This window comes from Roseibaca sp. Y0-43, assembly GCF_020667835.1.
Classification (GTDB): domain Bacteria; phylum Pseudomonadota; class Alphaproteobacteria; order Rhodobacterales; family Rhodobacteraceae; genus Roseinatronobacter.
In genome coordinates this window covers 26623-48978 of sequence record NZ_JAFMPR010000012.1, presented here as the reverse complement: position 1 = coordinate 48978, position 22356 = coordinate 26623, and the positions used below count along the sequence as shown (strand labels likewise).

The 22356-nt window shown below is 64.8% G+C and carries 21 protein-coding genes and 2 tRNA genes; 9 read left to right on the top strand and 14 right to left on the bottom strand.

The window, feature by feature from the left end; translation table 11 throughout:
- Positions 1-18 precede the first annotated feature (18 nt).
- From J1C52_RS13590 to J1C52_RS13580, 3 genes are all read left to right on the top strand, one after another.
- Positions 19-95: transfer RNA gene (locus tag J1C52_RS13590), tRNA-Met, on the top strand.
- Positions 96-355: 260 nt separating this feature from the next.
- Positions 356-589 carry a hypothetical protein gene (locus J1C52_RS13585; protein ID WP_227428486.1) on the top strand — a complete coding sequence of 78 codons (234 nt, stop codon included), beginning with the start codon at positions 356-358 and terminating at the stop codon, positions 587-589.
- On the top strand, positions 586-990 hold the full coding sequence (locus J1C52_RS13580; RefSeq protein WP_227428485.1) for a hypothetical protein: 405 nt from the start codon (positions 586-588) through the stop codon (positions 988-990). The genes J1C52_RS13585 and J1C52_RS13580 overlap by 4 nt, the downstream gene beginning before the upstream one ends.
- 84 nt (positions 991-1074) lie before the next feature.
- Here the strand turns inward: J1C52_RS13580 and cobS are convergent, their stop codons facing one another.
- Genes cobS through cobU form a run of 3 tightly spaced genes read right to left on the bottom strand, consistent with a single transcriptional unit; the run spans position 1075 to position 3349 of the window.
- Positions 1075-1818: an adenosylcobinamide-GDP ribazoletransferase gene (gene cobS, locus J1C52_RS13575; protein WP_227428484.1), complete on the bottom strand. Its 744-nt coding sequence runs from the start codon at positions 1816-1818 to the stop codon at positions 1075-1077.
- 5 nt (positions 1819-1823) lie between these two features.
- Positions 1824-2840, bottom strand: coding sequence for a nicotinate-nucleotide--dimethylbenzimidazole phosphoribosyltransferase (cobT, locus tag J1C52_RS13570; protein ID WP_227428483.1), 1017 nt, complete (start codon positions 2838-2840; stop codon positions 1824-1826).
- A gap of 2 nt (positions 2841-2842) precedes the next feature.
- Positions 2843-3349, bottom strand: coding sequence for a bifunctional adenosylcobinamide kinase/adenosylcobinamide-phosphate guanylyltransferase (gene cobU / locus J1C52_RS13565; protein WP_227428482.1), 507 nt, complete (start codon positions 3347-3349; stop codon positions 2843-2845).
- A 44-nt stretch (positions 3350-3393) separates the two neighbouring features.
- Here cobU and J1C52_RS13560 point away from each other — a divergent pair, with 44 nt between their 5' ends.
- From J1C52_RS13560 to cobD, 4 genes are read left to right on the top strand one after another with little or no spacing between them, the layout of a single operon-like run.
- Positions 3394-3978 carry a histidine phosphatase family protein gene (locus tag J1C52_RS13560; RefSeq protein WP_227428481.1) on the top strand — a complete coding sequence of 195 codons (585 nt, stop codon included), beginning with the start codon at positions 3394-3396 and terminating at the stop codon, positions 3976-3978.
- Positions 3975-4769, top strand: a complete 795-nt coding sequence (locus J1C52_RS13555) for a propanediol utilization protein (RefSeq protein ID WP_227428480.1) — start codon at positions 3975-3977, stop codon at positions 4767-4769. Before J1C52_RS13560 ends, J1C52_RS13555 begins: the two co-directional genes overlap by 4 nt.
- Complete coding sequence (gene cbiB / locus J1C52_RS13550; RefSeq protein ID WP_227428479.1) at positions 4766-5707, top strand: adenosylcobinamide-phosphate synthase CbiB; 942 nt, start codon at positions 4766-4768, stop codon at positions 5705-5707. The genes J1C52_RS13555 and cbiB overlap by 4 nt, the downstream gene beginning before the upstream one ends.
- A 3-nt stretch (positions 5708-5710) precedes the next feature.
- Positions 5711-6679, top strand: coding sequence for a threonine-phosphate decarboxylase CobD (gene cobD, locus J1C52_RS13545; protein ID WP_227428478.1), 969 nt, complete (start codon positions 5711-5713; stop codon positions 6677-6679).
- Here the strand turns inward: cobD and J1C52_RS13540 are convergent.
- From J1C52_RS13540 to rpsO, 5 genes are all read right to left on the bottom strand, one after another.
- Positions 6676-8121, bottom strand: coding sequence for a cobyric acid synthase (locus tag J1C52_RS13540; RefSeq protein WP_227428492.1), 1446 nt, complete (start codon positions 8119-8121; stop codon positions 6676-6678). The genes cobD and J1C52_RS13540 overlap by 4 nt on opposite strands.
- 150 nt (positions 8122-8271) lie before the next feature.
- Positions 8272-8348, bottom strand: a tRNA-Arg gene (locus J1C52_RS13535).
- A gap of 114 nt (positions 8349-8462) precedes the next feature.
- Positions 8463-8750 (bottom strand): 50S ribosomal protein L28, encoded by a 288-nt coding sequence (gene rpmB / locus J1C52_RS13530; protein ID WP_227428477.1) that lies wholly within the window; start codon positions 8748-8750, stop codon positions 8463-8465.
- A 95-nt stretch (positions 8751-8845) separates the two neighbouring features.
- Positions 8846-9868 (bottom strand): methylmalonyl Co-A mutase-associated GTPase MeaB, encoded by a 1023-nt coding sequence (gene meaB / locus J1C52_RS13525; RefSeq protein WP_227428476.1) that lies wholly within the window; start codon positions 9866-9868, stop codon positions 8846-8848.
- A gap of 165 nt (positions 9869-10033) precedes the next feature.
- Positions 10034-10303, bottom strand: a complete 270-nt coding sequence (rpsO, locus tag J1C52_RS13520) for a 30S ribosomal protein S15 (RefSeq protein WP_227428475.1) — start codon at positions 10301-10303, stop codon at positions 10034-10036.
- Between the two features lie 250 nt (positions 10304-10553).
- Between rpsO and J1C52_RS15135 the strand changes: the two genes are divergently transcribed.
- Complete coding sequence (locus J1C52_RS15135; RefSeq protein ID WP_304621954.1) at positions 10554-11507, top strand: calcium-binding protein; 954 nt, start codon at positions 10554-10556, stop codon at positions 11505-11507.
- Positions 11508-11626: 119 nt separating this feature from the next.
- Here J1C52_RS15135 and tig read toward each other — a convergent pair whose 3' ends face one another.
- The gene (tig, locus tag J1C52_RS13505) at positions 11627-12967 is read right to left on the bottom strand and encodes a trigger factor (protein ID WP_227428474.1); all 1341 of its coding nucleotides are present in this window, start codon (positions 12965-12967) and stop codon (positions 11627-11629) included.
- 188 nt (positions 12968-13155) lie between these two features.
- On the opposite strand from tig, the gene J1C52_RS13500 reads away from it, so the two are divergent.
- Positions 13156-14649 carry an alpha/beta hydrolase gene (locus J1C52_RS13500; protein WP_227428473.1) on the top strand — a complete coding sequence of 498 codons (1494 nt, stop codon included), beginning with the start codon at positions 13156-13158 and terminating at the stop codon, positions 14647-14649.
- A 66-nt stretch (positions 14650-14715) separates the two neighbouring features.
- On the opposite strand, the gene J1C52_RS13495 is transcribed toward J1C52_RS13500, so the two are convergent.
- The 5 genes from J1C52_RS13495 to J1C52_RS13475 all read right to left on the bottom strand — a co-directional run bounded on the left by J1C52_RS13495 (position 14716) and on the right by J1C52_RS13475 (position 22117).
- A complete protein-coding gene (locus J1C52_RS13495; RefSeq protein WP_227428472.1) occupies positions 14716-15027 on the bottom strand; it encodes a hypothetical protein in 312 nt (103 codons plus the stop codon).
- A gap of 210 nt (positions 15028-15237) precedes the next feature.
- Positions 15238-15939: a 4'-phosphopantetheinyl transferase family protein gene (locus J1C52_RS13490; protein WP_227428471.1), complete on the bottom strand. Its 702-nt coding sequence runs from the start codon at positions 15937-15939 to the stop codon at positions 15238-15240.
- A complete protein-coding gene (locus J1C52_RS13485) occupies positions 15936-20465 on the bottom strand; it encodes a MupA/Atu3671 family FMN-dependent luciferase-like monooxygenase (protein WP_227428470.1) in 4530 nt (1509 codons plus the stop codon). The genes J1C52_RS13490 and J1C52_RS13485 overlap by 4 nt, the downstream gene beginning before the upstream one ends.
- 9 nt (positions 20466-20474) lie before the next feature.
- Positions 20475-21461: a glycosyltransferase family 2 protein gene (locus tag J1C52_RS13480; RefSeq protein WP_227428469.1), complete on the bottom strand. Its 987-nt coding sequence runs from the start codon at positions 21459-21461 to the stop codon at positions 20475-20477.
- On the bottom strand, positions 21458-22117 hold the full coding sequence (locus J1C52_RS13475; protein ID WP_227428468.1) for a GIY-YIG nuclease family protein: 660 nt from the start codon (positions 22115-22117) through the stop codon (positions 21458-21460). The genes J1C52_RS13480 and J1C52_RS13475 overlap by 4 nt, the downstream gene beginning before the upstream one ends.
- Between the last annotated feature and the right edge of the window lie 239 nt (positions 22118-22356).

Sequence of the window (22356 nt, the reverse complement as noted above, 5' to 3'; positions counted from 1 at the left end):
AAAACTCTAAACAACCAACGCGGGGTGGAGCAGCCAGGTAGCTCGTCAGGCTCATAACCTGAAGGTCACAGGTTCAAATCCTGTCCCCGCAACCAGATTATACATATCATTACAAAATATTACGCAACGCCCGCGCATCGCATTGCGATCCAGGCTTCTGCATGATGTTCACCCTTGCGGAGCCGCCCTTCTTACAGCAGCTTAAAAAGCTCATGCACTAAAAATATTTTATAATCCCCCCAGTGTAAATTGAATGACCTGTGTTTTGAAATCCGATGGCATCCTTTGCCATCGCACCACCTCTGATCCGATAGAGGAACTTGTCGTCTTCTGAGAGCGCTCTTCTGGTACGAACGTGACCAAGAAGGTTATTCGTCAGGTCTATGGCTTGGCGCTCGGCACGGATTATGGCTGGAAACACGGTGCGCCCGGTTTTTTGTCGGCCGGTGCCCGGACGCTGTTCGTGGTCTCGTTACGCGATCCGTTCGACTGGTGTGTCAGCATGTATGCTAAGCCCTATCATGTTGTCCCGGATATGCGGGCGCTCAATTCGATGGCTTCATCCGCGCGCCTTGGCTTTCGGTCATGAATGCACCCAAACCGCATGGGCTGGACCGCAAGCTGCACCTGAACCAGGTCTTGCAGGCCGACCGTCATGTGATCGAGGGGCGGCCCTATCGAAACCTGTTCGAAATGCGGACCATAAAGACGCGCTGCTGGCTGGGGCTGCTGCAACGCGGTGTCAATGTGGCGATCCTGCGCCACGAGGCCTTTCTGGCCGATCCAAAGGCCAGCCTTGCAACGCTTGGGGCGGCATTCGGGTTGCAGGCAAAGCGCCCCTACAAGAAGCCTGCCTATATTTTCGATCACCGCACGGATTGGGAAGAACGGCGTGCCCATGCCAAGGAACGATTGCCGTATAATCTGGACTATATCCGATCGCAGCTTGACCGAGAGCTGGAGGCGCAACTGGGTTACGATCTTGCATAGCGGTCGCGTGTGGCGTGATTGAAGACGCCTCAACCGTCGCGCTGGCATACCGCGCAACCTAGTCCGAGGGGATAGCCCGTTGTCTCAGGCCTGCAAGAGCACCGAAAAGGCTGTCAGCCCCACGGCTTCGGAAATGGTCTGAACCGCGCCGAGCACATCGCCGGTCTGTCCCTGAATGCGCCGTTGGGCAATCGCGGCAAGGGCGACACTTGCCAGACCCATGCAGGCCAATGCTGCGACACCGGCAGCACCAAGTAGGGCCGCGCAGGTTAGGGCAACAACCACGCCGGGCAGGACGGCCGCGCGAGGGACGCCGCTTGCGTTGCGCCCAAGCCCAGTGTCGCGGGCCGGGGGAAGGCGGACCAGAACCCCCAGCATCATCAACCGGCTTGTAACCCCGACATGGACCATCAGCAGCAGCGTGGCCTGAGCGCCCAGTTCGGACAAAGCCGCAGCTTTCAGCCCCAGCACAAGCACAAGCGCCACGACCCCGTAGCTGCCGATGCGACTGTCGCGCATGATGTCCAGACAATGCGCCCGATCGCGCCCGCCACCAAGCCCATCGGCGCAATCGGCCAGCCCATCTTCGTGCAGCGCGCCCGTGGCCCATGCCAGTGCAGCCAGAGCCAGCAGCGCGGCGATGGTGGTGCTTGCCCCAAGCGCCAGCGCCCCTTGCAGCACCGCCCAAGCCAGGCTGCCTGTCACGATCCCGACCAGGGGAAAGGCCCAAGCCGATACGCCAAGCGTCGGCGCAGGCTCTGACAGGTGGCCCATGGGCAACCGGGTCAGCATCATCATGGCCAGCCGGATTTGGTGCAGCCGCTGCATCGGGGTTAGCCGCCCGCCACGCCCGCTTCGGCAAAGGTTGCCATGCCGCTATGGCAGGCGACGGCCCCGCGCAGCACCGAAAGTGCCAATGCCGCGCCCGACCCCTCGCCAAGCGCCATGTCCAGCGACAGGATCGGCGCTTTGCCCATCGCGGCGCACAGGCGGCGGTGGCCAGGTTCCCGGCTGGCATGGCCGATCAGGCAATGATCCAGAAACGCGGGGTTTGCCGCGAAAAGCGGTGCCGTGGCGGCGGTGCAGATGAACCCGTCCAGCAATACCGGGATGCGGGCCATGCGCGCGGCCAGAACCGCGCCACAGATTGCGGCCTGCTCGCGCCCGCCAAGGGCTGCAAGGCTGGCTAGCCCCGTGGCCCCGGCATGACGGGCCACGCCGCGCGCGACGACGCCCGCCTTGTGCGCGATGCCCTGCACATCCGCGCCGGTGCCCGCGCCGACCCAATCGGCGGCAGCGCCACCAAAGGCGGCATGGGCAAGCGCGGCGGCAACGGTCGAATTGCCGATGCCCATTTCGCCAAGGATCAACACATCAGCGGTCTGGTCGACGGCGGCGGCCCCTGTGCGAATGGCCTCTAGGCAAGCGGCCTCGCTCATCGCAGGCGCTTCGGTGAAATCGGCGGTGGGTTGGTCCAGATCCAGTGCGATCACCGACAGGTCGGCCCCCGACACCGCGCAAAGCTGGTTGATCGCCGCGCCCCCGGCCTTGAAATTAGCGACCATCTGCGCCGTCACTTCTTGCGGGAAGGGGTTCACGCCTTGGGCGCAGATCCCGTGATTGCCGGCAAAGACCAAGGCTTGGGCCTTGTCGATGCGCGGCTTTTCTGCGGCCTGCCAACCGGCCATGAACAGCGCCAGCTCTTCCAGCCGCCCCAACGATCCGGGCGGCTTTGTCAGCTGCAACTGGCGCGCGGCAGCGGCCTGCGTGGCGGGGGCATCGGGGCTGGGCAATCGGCTTGCCAGCGCGGCGATCTGGTCAAAAGAGGTTGGGGAAAATTCATTGGTCATGGTCATTTCACTTTCAGCGGGTGGCCCGCTACACAGAGCCATAATTCGTCGCAGGCCGTGGCGACCCGCTGGTTCAGAATGCCCGACGCATCGCGATAATCGCGGGCAAGCTTGTTGTCGGGCACGATGCCCGCGCCCACCTCGTTGGTCACGAAGATGACGGGCGCGCTTTGCCGGGCAAGGGTGGTCACAAGGCGGTCGGTCTCTGCCTGTGGGTCGCGGCCGGACAGCATGAGGTTCGACAGCCACAAGGTCAGGCAATCGACCAGCCTGGGTGCTTGTCCGTCGCTCTCCGTCAGCGCGCGGCACAGGTCCAGCGGTTCGGCGATGGTGCGCCATTCTGGCCCGCGCCGCGCCTGGTGCTGCGCAATCCGCTGTGCCATTTCCCCGTCATGGGCTTCGGCGGTCGCGATGTAGATCGCGGACGACCCCAGCGCCAGCGTCATCCGCTCTGCGAAGGTGCTTTTGCCAGAGCGTGCGCCGCCGGTGATGAGTATCGACTTTCCCATGATCCCGTGACAAATCAGAAATGATCGAGATAGGGAAGACATCGTTGACGCCGATCGCCCGCGATGAACTGGTTATTCTGCGGCACGCGCCCGCAGATCATGGCGGACGGTTGTGCGGGCGCACCGATGTCGCCGCCTGTCTGCCCGCGCCGGCGCGGCTTGACCCGTTGCGCAGTCTTCTGGCCGGGTGCGATAGTGTCAGCAGTCCCGCGCGCCGCTGCCGCGAAACGGCCAAAGCCCTGTTTCCAAAGCGTGACCTGGTCACGGACCCGCGCCTGTGGGAGCAGGATTTCGGCGCGGCAGAGGGCTGTGCCTTTGCCGATTTGCCCGATCTTGGCACATTGTCGCTGGAAAAGCTTGCCCGCTATACCGCGCCCGGTGGCGAAAGCTTTGCCGATATGGCGGCGCGGGTCGATCCCGCCTTGCGCCAGTTGGCGGCGCGGGTGCGCCAGTCGGGGCCGCTGGTGCTGGTGGCCCACGCGGGCACGGCGCGCGCGGCGCTCGGGTTGGCGCTTGGTCAGCCCGCGCTTGGCCTGAAATTCGAGATTGCGCCCTTGTCGTTGACCCGGCTGCGATGCTTGCCGGATGGGATGTCGATCATCGCCACCAATGAAGGGGCCGCTGTGTGAGCTTGCGCGTTCACGGGCATTTCGGGGAATGGGTGCAAGGGCGGCTTGGGTCGGACGGACCCGTCGCGCTGGTGACGGTCGCCTGTCCTGCGATGTGGGCGTCGGCCGAACGAACGGGCGATGGCGCACTGTCGCTGGAGCAGACGCCACATCTTCTGACGCCGGAGCGCGCGCGCGACTTCTTGGTGCGGATTGGCGGGCGCGCGGGGCATTACAGACTATGCGCCACCATGCCCCCCGGCGGCGGGGCCGGTGCCTCGACCGCGGCACTGGTGGCCTTGGCCCGTGCGGCGCAGGGCGACCCGGACAAGCTGGTCGCCGCCTGTCTGGCCGTCGAGGGGGCGAGCGATCCGTTGATGTTGCCGCATCCCGACCGGGTGGTCTGGGCATCGCGAGTGGGGCAGGTTTTGGCTGCGCTGCCGCCTTTGCCTCGGGCCGAGGTTATTGGCGGCTTCTGGGGGCCACCTGTGGCGACCGACCCGACCGACATGGCCTTTCCAGACGTTGCAGACCTTGTTGCCCGGCTGTCGCAAGCACCAGACCTGCCAGAGCTTGCCCGCATCGCCACGCTTTCGGCACAGCGCTGCACCGCCCTGCGCGGCCCGTCGGATGACCCCACCGAAAGCGTGGCGCACCGGCTTGGAGCGCTTGGCGTCTTGCGGGCGCATACCGGGTCTGCGCGCGGGCTGATCTTTGCGCCGGGGCAGGTGCCCGCGGTCGCAGACCGCGTGTTGCAACATGCCGGGTTCCGGCAGGTCATACGCTTTTGCACTGGGGGCTGTGCACCATGAGCTTTGCGGCAATGATGCTGGTGGCCTCTTTGCTGGATATGGCTATCGGCTGGCCAGAGCGGCTTTATGCCAGGATCGGGCATCCGGTGACATGGATCGGCGCGCTGATTTCCGCGCTGGAGGCGCGTCTGAACACCGGCCAGCCCGCGCGGCGTTTGGCGACGGGTGCCGGTGTGACCTTGGGCGTCGTTTTGCTGGTTGGCGGTATCGCTGCGGCGTTGCAAGCCGCCCTGCCGTCCGGCCTTTGGGGGGTGCTGCTGGGCGGGGTTCTGGCCTGGCCGCTGGTTGCGCTGCGCTCGATGCACCAGCATGTGGCCGCCGTCGTCACGCCGCTTGTGGCGGGCGATCTGGCGCAGGCACGACAAGCCGTGTCCATGATCGTTGGCCGTGACCCTAGTGCGCTGGATGACGCGGGCGTTGCGCGCGCGGCACTTGAAAGCCTTGCCGAAAACACGTCCGACGGCATTGTCGCGCCGGTATTCTGGGGCATGGTCGCGGGTCTGCCCGGAATTGCCGCCTATAAGGCGATCAACACGATGGATTCGATGATCGGCCATCGCAATGCCCGGTATGAGCATTTCGGCAAAGCTGCCGCCCGGCTTGACGATCTGGCCAACCTGGTCCCGGCGCGCCTGACGGGGCTGTTTTTCGCCCTGCTGTCGGCTGGGCGCGGGCGTGCGTTTCGCATCATGTGGCGGGACGCGGGCAAACACCGCTCGCCCAATGCCGGCTGGCCCGAGGCCGCGATGGCGGGCGGGCTGAACAGGCGTTTGTCGGGGCCGCGCGTCTATGGCGACCAGATCGCCGCAGAGCCGTGGCTGAACGCGGGCAGCCCGGACCCGGCCCCGCAAGATCTGGCGCGCGGGCTGGCCTTGTATCGGCGGGCCATGGCCGCGATGATCGGCGTGCTGGCCGTTTTGGCCTTGGCAGGAGGATAGCCCATGCGCGACCATGGCGGCGATCTGGATCGCGCGATGCAGCGCTATGGCAGCGGGTCTTGGGTGGACCTGTCGACCGGTATCAACCCTCAGCCCTATCCGGTTGGGCCTGTGCCCGCCCGCGCTTGGGCCAGCCTACCGACGGCGACCGATATTGCCGGGCTGGAAGACGCGGCGGCGCGGCTTTATGCCACCGCCGGGTCCGTTGTTGTGCTAGGCGGCGCGCAAGCCGCGATCCAGCTTGTCCCCCGCCTGCGCGCGCCGGGGCGCGCCTGTGTGGTCGGGCCGACCTATAACGAACACGCGGCGGCCTTGCAGGCGCAGGGCTGGACCGTGTCGCAGGTGTCAGAGCCCGCTGATGCCGTCGGTGCGGACCTGCTGACCGTCGTGAACCCCAACAACCCCGATGGCCGTATGTGGTCGCCGCAAAGCCTGCGCGCGGTGCAAGATCATGTCGGCCTGCTGGTTGTGGATGAAAGCTTTGCCGACACCGAAAGCGGCCTGTCGCTGGCCCCGCAGATCACGCCCGACACGTCCCGCATGGTCGTACTGCGCTCTTTCGGCAAGTTCTTCGGGCTGGCGGGGCTGCGGCTGGGCTTTGCCCTGACGGGGGATGCGCTGGCCCAGCGGCTGCGCGCGTTGGCCGGGCCTTGGGCGGTCAATGGCCCGGCAATCGCCCTTGCCACGACCGCCATGGCCGATACCGTCTGGCAAGACCGCGCGCGCGTGCGTTTGCGCCAAGATGCGGCGCGGCTGGACGATCTGGCAGCGGCAGCCGGTTGGCGCCTGGTGGGCGGCACGCCGCTGTTTCGCACCTATGCCACGCCGGATGCCGCCAAGGCCCGCGACAGCCTGGCCCGGCACCATGTCTGGGCGCGCCTCTTTCCCTATAGCGATAGCTGGTTGCGCCTTGGCCTGCCCGGCACGGCCATGGACTGGGCGCAGGTCGAACAGGCCTTTGCGGCGGTTTAACGCGCCTGTGCCAGCAAGCCTGCTACATCCAGATGCTGCTCCAGATGGTCGGCCAGATTGTCCAGCGTCTGGTCCACTTGCGCGTCATAACCCGCCACAGAACTCTGCCCGAACCCTGACAGGATCGCGGCGCGGAACCCGTCATCGGCGAACATGCCATGCAGGTAGCTGCCCATGATCCGCCCGTCGGGCGACATGGCCCCTTCGGGCGCGCTGCCGACATGGGCAAAGGGGCGGCTGCAATCCGGCCCATGGGTCTGCCCGATATGGATTTCGTAGCCATGGAACGCGGCCCCGCTTTTGGCGTGGACGGCCTTGACGCGGCTTAACCGCTTCTGCGCTGTCATGACCGTGTGAACATCCAGCAGGCCCAAACCCTCGGTGGTGCCGGGGGCACCTTCCAGACCGTCGGGATCGGCTACCATGCGGCCAAGCATCTGGTATCCGCCGCATATCCCCAAGACATGACCGCCGCGCCGCACATGAGCCGCCACGTCCAGATCCCAGCCTTGCGCGCGCAGAAAGGCCAGATCGCCGCGCGTGCTTTTGGTTCCGGGCAGGATGACCAGATCGGCATCACCTGGCACGGCGCGGCCCGGCCCCAGCATGGTCAGCCGCACGCCGGGTTCTTGCGCGAGCGGATCCAGATCATCGAAATTGGCGATCCGCGACAGGCAGAGGCTAACAATATGCAGCCCGCCATCGCGTTTGGGGGCGTCAAGGTCCAGCGCATCCTCGGCAGGCAGTTTCCACGCATCGGCAAACCACGGCAGGGTGCCGAAGCCACGCCAGCCCGTGCGTTCCTCGATCAGGGTATAGCCATCGTCGAACAGGCGCAGATCGCCGCGGAACTTGTTGATGAGGAACCCCGCGATCATGGCGGCATCGGCCGGGTCCAATATGGCCTGCGTGCCCACGATCTGGGCGATCACGCCGCCCCGGTCAATGTCGCCCGCAAGGATCACGGGCACGTCGGCTGCGCGGGCAAAGCCCATATTGGCAATGTCGCTTTGGCGCAGATTGACCTCTGCGGGGCTGCCGGCCCCTTCGACGATGATCAGCTCATGCGCGGCTTTCAGCCGGGCAAAGCTGTCCAGAACGGCCTTCAGCAAGCGCGGTTTGTGGGTAAAGTAATCGTGGGCCGAGCTGCTGGTCAGGCGTTTGCCCTGCACGATGACCTGCGCGCCGGTGTCGGTTTCCGGTTTCAGCAGCACCGGGTTCATGTCGCTTTGCGGCTCCAGCCCGCAAGCCAGAGCCTGAAGTGCCTGCGCGCGCCCGATTTCGCCGCCATCCAGCGTGACAGCTGCATTGTTCGACATGTTTTGCGGCTTGAACGGGGCGACGCGAATGCCGCGCCGCCGCGCCGCGCGGCACAGCCCTGCCACAAGCATGGATTTTCCGACATTGCTGCCGGTGCCTTGGATCATCAGCGCGCGGGGCATAGGGCTTTCGGTCCGGTTCATCTGCCCCTTGGCATATAGCCGATTTCCGGGCGGGTCATGCAAAGAACTTTGACAAGGCATATCGGCGGTCCGCGCAGTTCCGAAATGCTGCCGAATGCGCGCAGCAGGCCGAAAGCCGAAGCGCTGATTTGGCGATCCCGGAAGGACTTGAACCCTCAACCTGCCGATTAGAAGTCGGCTGCTCTATCCAGTTGAGCTACGGGACCGTTGCCGTTCTTTAGCCACTGACGCCACCGGATTGCAACGATGCAAACGCACCGGTCCAACGCAAAAAGCCCTCGGAGCGATCCGAGGGCTTTTCTATAGCTTGTCCAGCCAGATCAGGCGGCGCTTGCGGCTTTCGCCAGGTCGCGCTTGATCTTCAGCGCGTTTGCCGACAGCTCTTCGTCCTTGGCGCGGGCCAGATAAGCGTCAAGACCGCCGCGATGGTCCACCGAACGCAGCGCCGCCGAAGACACGCGCAGCTTGAAGCTGCGGCCCAGCGTTTCCGACTGAAGCGACACGTCTTGCAGGTTCGGCAGGAAGCGACGCTTGGTCTTGTTGTTGGCGTGGCTTACGTTGTTGCCCGTGATCGGGCCTTTTCCGGTCAGTTCGCAACGGCGCGACATGGGTTCTTCCTCGTCTGGTGCAGGGCCAGCCGATCCAGCGGCCAGCGCAAATGAAACTGGCCCTGAAGACAGGGCCGAAAACTCGATGGCTGCTCTTAGGCGCTATCCCGACTGGCGTCAAGCGATTCCGGTGCCTGCGCGATCTCTGGCCAGATGGCGGCCAGCATCTGCTGCGCCGCGCGTGCAGGTGCGATGTCGCCGGCCTCAACGCGCGCGCCCAACTCTGCCCCCATCCGGCGCGCATCTGGGGTTTGCAGGCGTGACAGGACCATCTCGCGCAGCTCTTCCTCGAACCAGTGGCGGGCCTGTCGGGCACGGTGCGCGGTCCAATGCCCGTGTGCGCGCCGCCACTCCACCAGCGCGCCGATTTCGGCCCAGACCTTCGGCAAGCCGTCATTCTCCAGCGCCGACACGGTCAGTGCCTTGGGAAAGCCTTCTGGGTCGGCGGGGCGCTTTCGCAACAGGCGCAAGGCACCCGCGTAATCGGCGCAGGTGCGCGTTGCCGTGGCCTTCAGGTCGCCATCGGCCTTGTTGACGATAATCATGTCCGCGGCTTCCATGATGCCGCGCTTGACGCCTTGCAATTCGTCGCCCCCAGCCGGGGCCAGCAGCAGCAAGAACACGTCCGACAGTTCGGCCACCACGGCTTCCGACTGGCCCACGCCCACGGTTTCGATCAGCACCACGTCGAACCCCGCCGCTTCGCACAGCGCCACGGCCTCGCGCGTGCGCCGTGCAACGCCGCCCAGATGCGATTGGCTGGGGCTGGGGCGGATAAAGGCCTCGGGGGCGCGCGAAAGCTGCTCCATCCGGGTTTTGTCGCCAAGGATAGAGCCGCCGGTGCGCTTGCTGGACGGGTCCACGGCCAGCACCGCCACGCGCAGCCCCTGCGAGATCAGCATAAGCCCGAACGATTCGATGAAGGTGGACTTGCCCACGCCGGGCGTGCCCGACAGCCCGATGCGAATGGCTTGGCGGCCGCTTTTGGTCAGCCGTTCCAGAAGGTCAGTGGCCTGTGCCCGGTGGTCGGTGCGCCCGCTCTCGGCCAGGGTGATCGCCCGCGCGAGGGCGCGACGCTCTCCGCGCAGGACGGCGTCGGCCAGTGCTGCAATCTCCATCCCGCATCCTCTTACCCTTGCGTCGGGCCGTTGTGCCTTGGGTCGGGGGCGCTTGTCCAGCCTGTTGCGGGGCGGTAGGGCGCGGCGAAACCCCGCGCTGGCCAGAGGCCTGAACGCAAAAACGCCCGCCGAGGGGCGGGCGCTTTTAGTGGTGATTGGCGCGATTTAGCGGCGGATGCCCAGCTTCGCGATCAGCACGCGGTAGCGCGCCTCATCCTTGCCGCGCAGGTAGTCCAACAGCTTCCGGCGGGTGGCAACCAGCTTCAGCAGGCCACGGCGGGAATGATTGTCCTTCTTGTGCGTCTTGAAATGCTCGGTCAGGTTGGAAATGCGCTTGGTCAGCACGGCAACCTGCACTTCGGGCGAGCCGGTGTCACCTTCGGCGCGCGCGTATTCCTTGATGAGGGCTTCTTTGTCTTCAGCCGTAATCGACATCGGGATCTCCTTGCGTAAGTGGTCAGATACGGCACATGCCGGGATGTCGTCCAGCAAGGCCAATTAGTGCGGTGGCATATGGCGCCACGAAGCGCTGCCTTAGACCATGACAATCGAAATGGAAAGGGGGAATTGCCGCGGGCCTTGTTAACCAGTTTCTCAGTTTGGGCAGGCCACAGGCCGGATAGTGCTTCGACATGGCGGCCGAATCTGGCATAACCTATGGTTGAGTATCGAGGGATGTCTGGCAATGTGGCTGTTTTTGGGACTTTTGGGCAGTATCACGGCCCTGTCTGCCAGCGATTTGTTCCTGTCGCAGGGCCAAGACAATGACCCGCAGGACGATCCCGACCAGCCAGAGGCAGAGGATGAGCGTTGGTCCGACCTTGCCGGCTTCCTTCGCCCGTCCTTCCCGGACGAGGATGCGGACCCTGTGGGCGGCGATACCGGCGATGTTGCCCCGGATTTCCCGGTAGATGTTCCCACACCCGGCATGGGCTTGTTCGATCATCTGGGGTTGCGTGTGCACAGCTCTGACACATACCCCGACCCAGAGCCGCCCGCCGCCGAAACGCTGGTCGGGGGTGCTCAGGGCGATCTGTTTCGTGGCACCGAACTGGACGATTCGCTGATTGGCGACGGGGGTGATGACATCCTGACCGGCGCAGGTGGCGACGACTACCTGGATGGCGGCACCGGCGACGACAGTCTGGTCGGCGGTGACGGCAGTGATACGCTTCTGGGCGGGGCCGGCGACGACACGCTGATCGGCGGCACCGGCAATGACGTTCTCCATTCGGGCAGCGGGCAAAGCACGGTCATGGCCGGTGACGGCGATGACACGTTGGTGGGCGATGCCGGGAGCAGTTTCCTGAATGGCGGGGATGGCGATGACCAGTTGCATGGTGCGTCGGGCAACCATCTGCACGGTGGTGCGGGCGATGATCTGTTCGTTCTGGGTGCGTCGCCAGACAACGCGCAGGGGCCGGTTCAGATTCTGGATTACAGCGCCGAAGAGGACGTGATCCAGCTAAGCTACGACCCTTCGCTCGGGGTGCCGGAAGTGGTCATTACCCATGACCCAGACCTGCCGGACCAAGCGCAGATCTGGCTGAACGACCAGATCTTGGCGACCGTCAACAACGCGGCCAACCTGACCGCAACCGATATTGCCCTCGTGGCGGCGGCAAGCCCGACAGCTTAGGCTGTCGCGACCGGGCGCAATTGGGCGCTGGACATATGCACCGACCCAAAGCGACACCCGCGCGCCAATAAAAAACCCCCGCACATGGCGGGGGTTTTGTCATTCATGGTGCACGCGGCTTAGGCTGCGTCGTCCTCAAGGCTTTCAACGGCCTTTTGCAGCTCGTCCTTGCTGACCTCTTTCTCGGTCACGCTGACCTTCTCAAGGATGTGGTCCACAACCTTGTCTTCGAAGATCGGTGCGCGCAGCTGCTGCTGCATCTGCTGGTTTTTCTGGATGAACTCGAAGAAGGCGCGTTCCTGACCGGGATACTGACGTGCCTGCGCGATCACGGCCTGCGTCATCTCTTGATCGGTCACTTCGATCTGCGCGCTCTGACCGACTTCGGCCAACAGCAGGCCCAGCTTCACGCGGCGCACGGCCAGTTTGTCGCTTTCCTCGGTGCGCTCGATCGCGCCATGCGAATGGTCATGCGCGTCGGTGTTGTCCTTGTTCGCGTCATGCCACAGCTGATGCGCGATCTGCTTGCTCTCGGCATCGACCAGCGACGGGGGCAGATCGAATTCGACCGCCTTGTCCAACGCATCCAGCAGGCCGCGCTTCAGAACGGCGCGGGCGGCTTGGCCGTATTCGGCTTCCAGACGCTCGGCGATCTGCGCTTTCAGCGACGCCAGATCCTCGGCGCCGAATTGCTTGGCCAGCTCGTCGTCGATCGCGGCTTCTGCCGGCGCTTTGACGACCTTGATGGTGCAGGTGAAGACGGCTTCCTTGCCGGCCAGATGCTCTGCACCGTAATCATCGGGGAAGCTGACGGTCGCGTCCTTCGTGTCACCGGCTTTCACGCCGATCAACTGCTCTTCAAAGCCGGGGATGAACTGACCAGAGCCAAGCACCAGCGGGAAATCCTCGGCAGAACCGCCGTCAAATGCCTCGCCGTCGATCTTGCCGACGAAATCCATCGTGACCTGATCGCCATTCTCGGCAGCGCCGTCCTTGTCGTCGAAATTCTGGGCCGATTTCGCCAGGTTCTCCAGCGCTTCCTGCACCGCCGAATCCTCGGCCTTGACGACCAGCTTCTCCAGCGTCACGCCATCCAGCGCGGGCAGTTCGATCTTGGGCAGCGCCTCGTAGCTGAGCGAGACGATCACATCATCGCCTTCCTTCCAGTCCTCGTTGGTCATCTTGACCTCGGGCTGCATGGCCGGGCGGTCGCCGCTTTCCTTGAAATGGCTGTCCATCGCGCCATCGACGGCGTCCTGCATGGCTTCGCCCAGCAGGCGCTGGCCGAATTGCTTTTTCAGCAGCGCCATGGGCACCTTGCCCTTGCGAAAGCCTTTCATCTCGATTTCCGGCTGGGCTTCGACCAGCTTTTCATCGACCTTCGCGGCCAGCTCAGCCGCCGTAACGGTGATGGTGTAGCCGCGCTTCAGGCCTTCGTTGAGCGTCTCGGTGACTTGCATGGGCATCCTCGCATGAATGAAAGGCCGCCCGACAGGCGGCCTGAAGAATTTGCGCCTTACTAAGGGGCGCTTGGCGCGGGATCAAGCCCGTTTCTGCCCTTGTCACGCGGGTCAATCGCCGCAACTGTGGGGCAGGGGATGGCCGATATTCGGCGGACGGGTTGGCCAGTCCCGGTCTTGGGGGATGAATGCGGGTTCTTGTCGGTTTCCTGGCCGTGATTCTGATGGCCCTGTCCATCTGGCAGCTAGAGCAGCACCGCACAGGGCTGGTCATTACCCCGCTTGCGGGCACCGGCCAGACGCCCGCAACGCTTTACCTGAAAGCCGGGGGCGGCGCTGCGCCGGTTGTCGTCATCGCCCATGGTTTCGCCGGGTCGCGCCAATTGATGGAGCCGTTCGCCCTTACGCTGGCCCAAGCGGGCTACACCGTGGCCAGCTTTGATTTCGAAGGCCATGGGCGCAACCCGGTGCCCATGTCGGGCGATGTTACATCCATTGACGGCACCACGCGCCTGCTGATGGAGGAAACCGGCCGCGTGGCCCGCGCGGCGCTGGCCCATCCGCGCGCGGACGGGCGGTTGGCCTATCTGGGGCATTCCATGGCGTCCGACATCGTGATCCGCGCGGCCTTGGCAGAGCCTGCGGGCGATGCGGTTGTCGCCGTGTCCATGTTCAGCCAGGCCGTGACCGCAACCCAACCCGCGAACCTGCTGGCCATTGCAGGCGCGTGGGAAACGCGGCTGGCCGAAGAAGCGCTGCGCACCCTGCGCCTGATCGACCCGATGGCAGAACTGGGCCAGACCGTGACCGACGCAGATTCCGGCGTCGCGCGGCGCGCAGTGACCGCGCCGATGGTCGAACATGTCGGCGTGCTTTATTCCGCGACATCGCTGCGCGAGGCGCGCGACTGGCTGGATCGCAGCTTCGGACGCGCGAGTAGCGCGGATGTAGCGGAACGCGGCGGCTGGATTGCGCTTCTGCTGCTGGCCACCGTGGCGCTGGGTTGGCCCTTGGCGCGGGCTTTGCCAAAAGGCCAAGCGGGGCGAGTCGATCCGTTTGACGCTCGCCGGTTTCTGCTGGCGGCGCTTGTTCCGGCGCTGGCCACGCCGCTGCTGTTGGCGCCGTTCGAATTGCGTTTCCTGCCGGTTCTTGTCGCCGATTACCTTGCGGTGCATCTTGGCGTCTATGGCCTGCTGACACTGGGTTTCTGCTGGCGCTTTGGCTGGTTGCGGGGGCAGTTCCCCATGCGCGCCGTCTGGATCGGGGCAGGTGTGGCGTTCTTTGGCATCGTCGTGTTCGGCGGGGTGCTGGACCGCTACGTGGCGTCCTTCGTGCCCCATGCCGGGCGCGTTGTTGTCATCGCGGGGCTTGCGCTGGGCGCGGTGCCCTTCCTTCTGGGCGACGCGGTGCTGACACAGGGCGGGCGCGCTCCGGTCTGGCGCAGCGTGGTGGTGCGCTGTGCGTTCCTTGGCTCGCTCGCGCTGGCCGTGGCGCTCGATTTCGACGGGCTGTTCTTCCTCGTCATCATCTTCCCGGTCATCGTGCTGTTTTTCCTGCTATTCGGCACGATGGCGGGCTGGGTGGGCCGTCGCACGGGGCTGCCCGCCGCCAGCGGATTGGGGCTGGGGCTGGTGCTGGCCTGGTCGCTGGGCGTGAGTTTCCCGATGTTCCAAGCCCTTTGACAAAAGCGAAAGCCCCTTGGCCGATGCGCAAGGGGCGTTCTGAATTGGTTGCTGCGGCGGGCGGGATCAGCGCCCGGCGCAATATTGCTCTGCGGTGGCACCGAAGGCGCGATACCGGTCCCAGAACTCGTTATCGCGCGCCGAAGTCGACATGCGCACGCGCTGCGCTTCGTCGGGGTCCGAGAAAAAGCTGGCGGCGCGGCGCTGTTCCGAGCGGGTGAGCGTGGTCTGGGCGACACTGTCGATGCACCGACACATGGCGCGCGACGCCTGCGGACGATCAGAGCGTAGGCACGCATTCTCGATCGGGCCAGCGATTGCACCTTGTGGTGCCAACAGCATTACCCCCGCCAATGCGGCGAAAAAAGTGGTCTTCATGTTACCTCTGCCGATGTTGTGTCGCGTTGACGCCGATACTGATGACCGATGGTAAATTTACTGACAACGCGAACTGCCTGACCCATGCACAATAGCAGATGGCCCGGATTTTTCCATGGAAAAGCCGGGATCAGTACATTCTGTCGCGCTTCTGCAAAGGGCTGGCACATGTTGCAGGGTGGGAACCCCCTACCACCAGCGCTAGCCCTGTCAGCCCGGCAGCAGCCCCGCATTGTCTGCCCGCAATTCGACCGCGCAGATAAAGGCCGCGCCCAGAATTGCGAATCGGCCAGCCAGTTGTGCGTCGGGCCGGAAGCCCGCGACATCGGTTTTCAGCGTGGCGACGAATCGGTTACTCGCAAGGTCCATCTCCAGCGCGACATCGTGAAACTCCAGCATCTGGCGGCTAACCTGGTATTGCGCCTTGTAGACGGCTTCCTTGGCGCTGAAGATCAGCTTGGCGAAATGCCCGCGTTGCGACGGGCCAAGGCTGGCCAGCCAGTGCATTTCCGGCATCGTGCAGGTTTCGGGCCATAGCGCCGATTCCAGCGGCGTTGCCGGTTCCAGATCCAGCCCCAGCGCGATGATTTCAGGCGCGTCGGTCACGACGGCCATGCAGTCGCGGGCGGTGTGGCTGATGGACCCGGTCAGCCCTGTGGGCCAGACAGGTGCGCGGTCCTCGCCTTGCAAAACGGGGCGCGGAGGATGGCCCAGCAGGCCCATCGCTTCGCGCGCGGCGGCGCGGCCCGCGCCGAATTCGCGCGCCCGCGTGGGGCGCACCTGTTCGACGGCCAGCACTTCATCCCCGATCAGGCGGGGCATGGGGGCAGTCGGGTCGGCCCATGCCATGGCGACAAGGTCGCTGAACAAGGGTCGTGCGAATTCGGAATAGGAAAATCGTTGCTGGATCATTTCGAACCTGCCCTTCTGTCGCGCATCGCTCTGCGGCGCGCCATGGCATCCATGCGGTCTGGCGCAGCGCTCGCGGGCGGTGGGGTTTCGGGATTCGGGTGCAAGGGTTGCACGCTGGCCACGGCTTGCGGGCGTTGTTTGCCGTCCAGATGGCGGGCCAGATCGCCCAGCACCGGGAAGCGGAAAATGTCGGTAATCGACAGGCCCGGCATGTTCAGGCGCGTTCGCAATTCGCGATGCGCCTGCACTGCCAGCAGCGAATGCCCACCCAGCTTGAAGAAATTGTCAGACGCAGAGACCTGCGCTACGCCCAACACATCTTGCCAGACTTGCGCGATGCTGGCCTGGGTGCCCGCGCTGGCCTGCGCGGTCGCGCGCGGGGCGTCTGGCATTGGCGCGGCTTGCGCAGGCGCAGGCAGCGCCTTGCGGTCGATCTTCTTGTTCGGCGTCAGCGGCAGGCTGGCCATGGGCACGAAATGCGCGGGCAGCATATGCGCGGTCAGACGCCCGGCCAGTGCGGCGCGCAGATCGCCCGTTGGTGTGCCGGTGTAATAGGCCACCAGCCGCACATCGCCCGGCTGATCTTCGCGCGCAATGACCACGGCGGCGGTGATGCCGGGCTGATCTTCCAGCACGGCTTCGATCTCGCCCAGTTCTATGCGGTGGCCGCGCAGTTTGACCTGGTTGTCCACCCGCCCAAGGAAGTCGATGCCCCCCGCCGGGTTGCGGCGCACCAGATCGCCCGTGCGGTATAGCCGCCCTTGTCCGAACGGGTTCGGGATGAACCGCTCGGCGGTCATCTCGGGGCGGTTCCAATAGCCGCGCGTCACGCCGTCGCCGCCGATATACAGCTCGCCCTCGGCCCCAAGCGGGACCGGGCGCTGGGCGTCGTCCAGCACATGCAGGCTTGTGTTCGCAATCGGCGCGCCAAGGCCCACCACGCCCGCGCCACCGCGTGACAGGTTGGTCGAGGACCAGATGGTCGTTTCTGTCGGGCCATACATGTTGCGCACGGGCTGTCCGGTCAATTCCGCAAGGTCTTGCGCCAAGGCACACGGCAGTGCTTCGCCACCCACCATGACATTCGGCACCGTGGCCAACGCCATGCGCGCCTCGTCGCTCAGGCACAGCATACGGGCCATGGACGGTGTGCATTGCAGATGCGTGACCTTGTGGCGCAGGATTTGGGCTGCCAGCGAGAAGTCGTCATCGGGCAGTTGCAGCCCGGCATTCGCGCGCTTGACCACTTCGGCCAGCGGGTAAAGCCCTTCCAGAACCTGCTCGGTCGCGATGCCATAGTCGATCAGGCAGGCCACTTCATTCACGCCGATGGCTTTCAGTTGCTCGACCCGTTCGATGCAGTCGTCAACCGTGCCGAACAGCCCCGAATCCTCGAAATAGCGGTTGAAGGCGTAGTCCAGAATGCCCTCCACCTCGTCCTCGGACAGGGTGGACAGGTCAATATCCATCGGGTTCTTGGCGCCCTCTGGCCGTTTGAATGCCGGGAAGGCCCAGGCGTATTGCTTTACCAGCGCGGCGGCGGCCTTGAGGTAGCTTTTCATCGGCCCGCGCGCCACTTCGCGCGCATGGTCGCGGTCGCGTGCGACGAAGGTGTGCAGCATCAGCGTGACGGTGAACTTGGCGGGGTCATACCCTGCTTCGCGCAGGGCCTCATGGTAGATCTTGATCTTACCGGCGACCTCGTCAATCGACTGGCCCAGCAGGTGGGTCAGCACATGCGCGCCCAAGCGCCCGGCCTCGCGCCATGTTTCGGGGTTGCCCGCCGTGGTCAGCCAGATGTTCAATTCGGACGAGACGGGGCGCGGCAGCGTCTGGATTGGCACCATGCCATCGCCCTTGTCGAATTCGACCGCCTCGCCACGCCACAGCTTGCGCAGGGTGTCGAGCGTGTCGAACATCGCCGCCTTGTTGTGGGGCGGGCGGTTTTCGGGGCGGATGACGAAATCGACCGGGTGCCAGCCCGATGCGATGCCGATGCCGGTGCGCCCGTTGGTCAGGTTGTCGATCATCGCCCATTCTTCGGCAATGCGGATGGGCGAATGCAGCGGTGCCACGCAAGAACCGGCACGCACGGCGATATTCTTGGTCACAGCCGCGACTGCCGCGCCCGAGACGGACGGGTTGGCAAAAGGGCCACCGAAGGCGTGGAAATGCCGCTCGGGCGTCCAGACGGCGCAGAAGCCATGCGTGTCGGCGAATTTCGCGCCTTCCAGCAGCAGGTGGTATTTCTGCGGGCCTTGGCCATCGTCATTGCCCCAATACATGAGGCTGAAATCCATGTGCCCCTCGGACACGCGCACCGGGCCGCGGGCCGCCATCGCGCGGTCCTCATCACCCATCAGCACGACCTTGAAGCCGCGCGCGAGCGTCCAGAACAGTTCCAGAACGGAAATGTCGAAGCTGAGCGACGTGACCGCCAGCCACACGCCGGGCGGGTCATGGCGGATGCGATCATCCATGCCGGCAAAGAAATTGGCGACATTGCCGTGTTCAACCATCACCCCCTTGGGCGTGCCGGTCGACCCCGATGTGTAGATGACATAGGCCAGATTGTCGGGCGTCACCGCGCTTTCAGGGTTGGTGTCGGGCGCATGTGCCAAACGGGCGTCGGTGTCCAGTTGCAGCACTTCTGCGTCGCTGTCCGGAAGCATATCCAGAAGCGCGTGTTCGGTCACGACAATCGGCGCGCCGGAATCGCCAAGGTAATGCGCCAGCCGGTCCGCCGGATAGGCCGGGTCGAGCGGCACATACGCCCCGCCCGCTTTCAGAATGCCCAAGGCCCCGATCAGCAGATTTGGCCCGCGTTTTGCACAAAGTGCTACCGGCGTATCAGGGCGCAGCCCCATGCCCCGCAGGATATGCGCCACGCGGTTGGCGCGGGCGTTCAGCTCTGCATAGGTCAGGCTTTGCTGTTCAAAGGCCAGCGCCTCGGCTTCAGGGGTCTTGGCCACCTGCGCCTCGAACGCGTGGTGGATGCAGATGCGGTCATAGGGCCGCACGCTGTCATCGGCTTGCGGTTCCGGCGCGGTGATCTGCGCCGCAAGCGGCATATCGGCCAGCTTGGGGGCAATGAGTTCGACCTGCGCCCTGAGCGCTTCGGCCTGATCTTGCGACAGGCAAGCCGGGTCAAAGCGCAGGCAGGGGCCGGACAGGTCCAGAACCAGCGCCGCATCGGTCGCGGTGCCGTCTGTCACGGCCAGCTCCGGCGGGGCAATCGGGCCAAGCGATGGCTCGCGCGCGGGCAGATCGCGCGCCATGGCGGGCGCGCGATTGGCGCGGCTGATCTGGCTGGCAAGGCTGGTCAGCGGGCCAGACTCGTCCATTTGCACCGACAGCGGCACCCAGCCCAGCATGAAATCGGGCGCATGGTCGGCCAGATCCTTGCCCGCACGCGTGGCATAGGCAAGCGACAGGGCAGGGCGGCCGAATCGCGCCGCCAGCGCGCCCGCGAAGGCGGCGATCAACTGCGCGCTGTCGCTAGTGGCCACATCCAGCGCCAGCGTCTGAGACGCCACGCCCCGGCCAAGGCCGAGCGTGCCCGCCCCGAGAGCGTTGCGATAGCCGGTTTCCGCATTTGCGACCTGCACCATGACGTCATGCAGACGTGCATCGGGCGCGACGACACTGTCGCCTGCAGCCACAAGTGCCGCAGGCAAAAGCGGCTGGCCCTGCTGGCAGGTCAGGCCCGAGAAGCGCAGCGCGCCATCCGCGCAGGCCATGGTCAGGCTGTCTTCGGTCACATCCAGCACGGTGCCCGGCGTGGCGTGGTCCTCTGCCACCTCCGCCTGGCCCACGCAAACGACCATATCGCCCAGTCGCAGCTTGGGCGTGGTCAGCGGGTTCCAATAGGGGCCATGGTCCATGGCGCGCACAAGGCGCATGATGTCGGCCATCGTCTGGCGCGGGTCGATCTGCCCGCCAAGCGCAGGGCGGTCGGCGCGGGCGTGAACCGTGCGCGCGGCCATGTCCTGCGGCTGGCGGTCAAGCTGTCCCGCCTCCAACATGTCCAGAACGCGCGCGAAACTGTCCAGACCGGCGCTGAAGCATTTGGTGTTCAGCGTCAGCGCGGTATCCTCGGCTGAGATCTCGAAATCGGCGCGGACCAGCACATCGCCGGTATCGACCCCATCTTCCATGATGTGCCAAGCAATACCATGCTGGTGCGCGCCCTCCAGCAAGGCCCAGACCGGGGCATTCAGTCCCGCATGGCGCGGCAACGGGCCATCGTGGAAATTGATCGCACCCAGTCGTGGCAGGTCCAACACGTCGCGCGGCAACATCCGCAGCCCGGCCACGTTGAACAGCCAATCCACTTGCAGGCCTGCAAGGCGCGCGGAAAGGCCCGCGCCGGGGGCCAACACGCTCAGCCCGGCGGTCTTGGCCCAATCGGCCACGCGCGGGTTTTCGGTCACGACAGCCTTTATGCCATGCCCGCGCGCCAAAATCTGCGCGCCGCATTCTGCGGTCAGGGTTTCGTCGCCAATCAGGATGCTGTCAAAATTCATACCAAACCTCTAACGGGCCGCTTCGCGTGCCCCTTTACCGACCCGAGAGGCCGCCGCGCCCGGCATCAGGTTTCGCGCCGAGTGTTTCACCAGATCGCGCAGGAAATGTGGCGCAATGCGGTCATCTTTGCGTTCGATGATGCGCCGAAGCGTCCAGATGCCGGCCCCGGCCAGGTAGGCCAACGTCGCCAGCGCCGCGTAGCCGCGCCCGCCGCGCTTGGTGAAATACAAAAACCGCGAGTCGAACCAATAGGGCGGTTTGCGCACATGCTCCGTGACCCCGGTAGAAGCACCGCCCACATGCACAACCCGGCTGTCGGGCAGGAACATGCCGTGCCAGCCTGCCTCGGCGATGCGGTGGCACAGGTCGGTTTCCTCGAAATACAGGAAGAAGCGTTCGTCGAACAGGCCGACACGGTCCAGCACGCTTTGGCGAAACATCACGCTTGCGCCCGCGCACCAATCGACCCGCATGGGCGATCGGGGCACGCCCATGGGAACGATATGCTTGCGCAGCAGTTTCGAAATCGGGCCGGTATGGGCCGCGCGTTCGAATTCCGACCAGACCGAATGGAAGCGGAAAGCGGTGACGTGGTCGCCCCCGTCCTCGCCCACGATCCGGCTGCCGGCAAAGCCACAATCGGGATTGGCCACAAGGTAGTTGCGCAACCGGGCAATGGCGTCGGGGTCGGGGAAGGCGTCGGAATTCAGCAGATAGACGAAATCGGGCTTCGTGCCATCCGACAGCCCTGCGCGGATGCCCACATTGTTGCCCGCGCCATAGCCGCCATTGCGGCCCGACTGGATGACCCGCGTCTTGGGCCAGCCCGCCGTGCCCTCGCGCAGGATCCGCTCGGACCCGTCGCCGCTGTCATTATCGACGATCACGATCTCGCCCGCGAGCTTCGCCATGGCCACCCGCGCCGCCTGCGCGGCACGCAGGGTCATCTCGGGCGTGCGGTAATTCAGGATAACCGTCAGAACACGCGCACTCATTCCGCGGCCTCCTGTTCCTTGGATCGGGCTTGTTGCCAATCGTGGTAGGTCTGCTTCGAGTCTTTCACCTTCCACTCCAGCCGCCCGTTGCTATTGCGGTCCAGAACGACCGCCGCCGCTGCCGAAGGGCTGCTGAAAGACCACGGTTTCGAGAATTTCAGCCTGCCCTCTGCATCGCTTATCAGCACGCCATCCGCGATCAGCCTTTCCTTGAGCGCGCCGTAGCTTTGTTGAACATATCCGGTTGCAACCAAAGCTTGCGAACCTTCCAGAACAACAAACTCGCCATCCTCTTCCACCGCCGTGGCTTGAACGCCGCTCTTGTGGCGGATTTCGAACTGAACCTCGCCGCGTGTGCGTTCCGACACGGGCGTCGAGGTTTGGCTGACAGCACGCGGTTGCGGCTTGAGCATGTCGAGGCCGATCACGGGCAAAATGATGCGCAAATTCGCTAGAAACTGTTCCATGTTGGCGATGTCCGCTTCGGGCAGACGGCGGCGCGTGATGGCGGGCTTTGTGCCATTGTCCAGCGCGACCCGGCCGGCTTGCCCTGCAAGCTCTATCAAGCGGGCCTCTAGGTATTCGGCATGACCTTTCGACAGGTCATCGTCGCTGGTGGTGACGGTGACGGCGGTTTCCCAGAAATCCCGTTTCAACGCGCTTTGCCTAATGCGTTCCGAAACCGAATTTCCAGACCCTATATAGGCCCGTGTGGCGCCAGCGCGGTCGGGGTCAGGACCGGCCAAGATGTAAACGCCTGTGCGGTCTACTTCGGTCCGCGCAGTCAGCTCCCCGAAGGCGGATGCGCCGCTGACGAACAAAAGCCCTGTCCACCCGTGAATACTTGCTTTGCGCAATCCGGTCGGTTTCCCGTCCACAAGGAAAAGCTGGATTG